Here is a 3796-nt window from a genome sequence, read left to right on the forward strand (position 1 = left end):
TGGAAGACGCAGCCCTCCATCTCTGAGCCGTTCTGCAGGTTCTTGAAAATCGCGTCATGGCGACGCGTCATGCACTGGTACTCGACAATGGGGTTTCGGCCGGATCCCGTCACGTAGTAGTCCTGGAACTCGGAGAAGGGCCCTTCATCCTCCCGCGCGTGCGGCGGGATGTGGCCCTCGAGCACGATCTCCGCGTCCGCGGGCACCTCCAGGTCCACGGTCTCGCACTTCACGAGAGGGACCGGTGCGCCCAGGTAGCCGCCGGCGATCTCGAACTCGTCCACGCCGTAGCTCGCGGTTGTGGACGCTGCCGCGTAGTACAGCGGGTAGTGGCCGATGAACACCGCGACGGGCATCGGCTCGTTGCGCGCCTCGTACTTCAGATAGTTGCGCCAGGAATGGCGGGGGTAGAGGAGGATTCCCGACTTGTTGGGACCTTTGATCTGCAGGCGGTGAAAGCTCACGTTGCGCTGGCCTGTATCGGGGTCCTTGGTGACGACGAGGCCCGAGCCGATGACGGGCCCGGCGTCCCGCTGGCCGGCGACGTGCACGGGCAGCTCCGTCAGGTCGAACTGGCCCGCGTGGCAGATCACGTCCTTCACCGGGCCGGAGGCCACCATCGCGGGCGCGATGCGCGCACCCATGCGCTCGGCCACGAGCGGCACGACGGTATCCTCCCGGGCGCCGAAAGCGATGGCGGCCTGCCGCACGTTGGCCGGCGCCTGTCCGAGCGAGCGCCATCCATGGGGGAGATTCTCGAAGAGCAGGGCCTTTTCCCGGGATTGGTACAGCAGGGCGCCCATCTGCGTCAGGGGATCGACGGGCTTGTCGATGCGGATCAGCTCGCCCGCCGCGTCCAGCTCGGCGATCCAGGTGCGCATGTCCTTCGTCGCGCAGGCGACGGCAAGCTTCGACGGGCTGGCCACAGTGCATCTCCCGGGCGCTCGGTGCGCCGAGGCAATGGTACACCGTCAGTGGTCCTGCAACCGGAGGGACGAGGATGCCGCGTCGCCCCACGCAGAGAGCGCGGGTGAATCAGCAACGGCAAGCCGGTGAGCGAAGCGAAGAACCAATAACGGTCAACTGTTGCCCGACTCTGCGCCTGCGGGCTCCGGTTGATGGTCTCCGTCCGTCCCTCTAGGCGGTCCTCGCGTGACCGAGGTGGCGCGGCGCGTCCTCGCTCGGCTCCCACTCGGCGATCTCTTCCATCAGCGCGGCGATCACCTCGTCTTCGGGGACGCGCCGGGCCGGCTTGCCCTTGATGTAGATCATGCCGACGCCGCGACCGCCCACCACGGCGATGTCGGCATCGGCCGCCTCGCCGGGGCCGTTGACGGCGCATCCCATCACCGCGACTTTGACGGGCTTGTCGACGTGCTTGAGCGCCTCGGAGACCTGAAGCCCGAGGGCCGGGAGGTCGACTTGCGCGCGCCCGCACGAGGGGCACGACGTGAGCAGCGGCCCCTTGCTGCGAATCTCCAGCGCCTTCAGGATCTCGAAACCGGCCGCGACCTCGTCGGTCTTGTCCGCGGTCGTCAGGGAGACGCGCAGCGTGTCGCCGATGCCTTCCGCCAGCAGCGACCCGATACCCAGGGCCGATTTGACGTACGCCGGCATCGATGCGCCCGCCTCCGTCACGCCGAGATGGAGCGGATAGCGGATCCGATCGCTGAGGAGGCGGTACGCGGCCACCATTCGCGGCACGTCGCTGAACTTGACGGAGACGACGATGTCGTCGAATCCCATGTCTTCGAGCAGGTGCACGTGGCTCTCGGCTGACTCGCACGCTGCCTCGGGTGTGGGGTAGCCGTACTTGTCCAGCAGCTTCTGCTCGATGGACCCGGCGTTCACGCCAACGCGAATGGGGATTCCGCGCTCTTTGGCGGCGTCGACCGCGATGCGGACCGCGCGCATGCCGTCCGCGTTGATGATGTTCCCCGGATTGATGCGGATCTTGTCCGCGCCCTTCTCGATGGCGAGGAGCGCCATGCGGTAATCGAAGTGGATGTCGGCTACGAGGGGGAGAGTCGTCTGGCGTCGAATCTCGCCGAACCCTTCGCCCGCCTCCTTGGTTGGGACCGCGATCCGAAGGATCTCGCACCCCGCGCGCTCCAACGCATTGACCTGCGCCATGGTGGCGTCGACGTCGCGCGTGTCGGTGCTGCACATGGACTGGACGGCAATGGGCGCTCCACCGCCGACGGGGACGTTCCCGATCATGACCTGCTTGGTTGGCCGCCGTTCGATCATGCCAGCCCCTCTCCGATGGCCTCGATGCGCGCCATCACATCCTGGACGTCCTGCTCCCGCGTCGATGCGCCGGCGGTAACGCCGACAACGGAATCGTGTTCGAACCACGCTGGGTCCAGGTCCTCCACCGTCTCGACCAAGTAGCTCGGAACGTGCTCGGCGCACACTTCCACGAGCCGATGGGTGTTTGCGCTCTTGCGTCCTCCGACGACGACCATCACCGTGCATCGCTGCGCGAGATCGACGGCCTCCTCCTGGGCCATTCGCGTCCAGGCGCACACCTGGCCCTGGTCCTCGAAGACGTCCGCCTTGGTCCGCAACACCTCGCAAACCCGCTGGTATTCCGAGAGGAGCGCCGTTGTCTGGGCCAGGCTGGCGATGCGCGCGAAGTGCGGGAGCGCCTGCGCCTCCTCGACGGATTCGATGATGCGGCCGTGCTGGGTGTAGGCGACCGTGGCCTTCGCCTCTGGATGGTCCCGGTGACCGTAGAGGATGACCTGGTAGCCCTCATCTTCCCAGCGCTTCGCCTTCTCCTGGACGACGCGCACGATGCCGCAGGTTGCGTCGACGACGTGCAGGCCGAGCGCCGCTGCCCGCTCGAAGGTGTGCGGGCCCTCCCCGTGGGCGCGCATGATGAGCGTGCCCGCTCCTTCCGGAGCCTCGCCCTCGCCGACGCGCAGGATGTTCACGCCCCTTGCGGCCAGCTCGCGCATCGCCGGGTCGTTGTTGATCAGCTCGCCGGACACGTAGACGGCCCCGTCGGCATTGGAACGGGTTCGCGCGGCGATGGACCACGCCCGCTTCACCCCACCACAGAAGCCGCTGAAGCGGGGTGCGCGCAAAATTTGCATCGAATACCCTCGGTTTCGAAAACAACCGCATAATTGTACCGCCCGGATCGCGGCCAGACCGCGCGTGGTGGGCGCTCGCGCCTCGACCAGATTACAATCCGCGCGCGAGCGCGCTTTGGCTGGTTCGAATCAGTCGTAATGCACCGAGACGAGGTGGTCCCGTCCGCGCTCCGCGCCCCAGATGACGCCCGGAGCGCCTGCGAGCTGCGCCACGTTCGATGGACGCGAGATTGGAATGGTGGCGAACTCCTCTGTCTCGGGATCGAACCGCACAAGGGTGTCGGCAGCCGTGTCGCTCAGCCACACCCGGTCCCGCTCGTCCACGTAGACGGCGTATGGACGTGGGTTATCCCCAGGTAGCCGCCATTCGGTCCACGCTCCCGCGGCGGGGTCGTATCGACCGAGCTGGCCGGCGTTGTACTCGCTGATCCACAGACGACCGGCCGAATCCGGCCAGAGGCGGCGGGCGCCCTGACCTGGAGTTGGCGGCGCGAGGACCGTTACGGATCCGTCGTCGCCGTCGATGCGGCCGATGTAGCTTCCCGCCAGGGATGCGAAATACACGGTGCCATCGGGCGCCGTGCAGATTCCGTATGGACCCCGCCCGCGCGGCGCATCCCACGTGCGAACAACCCCTTCGGCCGGGTCGAGACGCCCGAAAACACCGTTCTGCCCGGTAAACCAGAGGACGCCGC

The 3796-nt window shown here is 67.2% G+C and carries 4 protein-coding genes; all 4 read right to left on the reverse strand.

What is annotated here, in order from left to right; translation table 11 throughout:
* Window positions 1-926, reverse strand: a 926-nt coding sequence (locus VFC51_11530; protein ID HZT07654.1) for a UbiD family decarboxylase, incomplete at its 3' end; no start/stop codon positions are given.
* 211 nt (window positions 927-1137) lie between these two features.
* A complete protein-coding gene (gene ispG / locus VFC51_11535) occupies window positions 1138-2250 on the reverse strand; it encodes a flavodoxin-dependent (E)-4-hydroxy-3-methylbut-2-enyl-diphosphate synthase (protein HZT07655.1) in 1113 nt (370 codons plus the stop codon).
* Window positions 2247-3101 (reverse strand): 4-hydroxy-3-methylbut-2-enyl diphosphate reductase, encoded by an 855-nt coding sequence (gene ispH / locus VFC51_11540; GenBank protein HZT07656.1) that lies wholly within the window; start codon window positions 3099-3101, stop codon window positions 2247-2249. The genes ispG and ispH overlap by 4 nt, the downstream gene beginning before the upstream one ends.
* Before the next feature lie 129 nt (window positions 3102-3230).
* The coding region (locus VFC51_11545) for a lyase (protein ID HZT07657.1) at window positions 3231-3796 on the reverse strand (566 nt) is incomplete at its 5' end.

This window comes from Chloroflexota bacterium, assembly GCA_035652535.1.
Lineage (GTDB): Bacteria > Chloroflexota > UBA6077 > UBA6077 > SHYK01 > DASRDP01.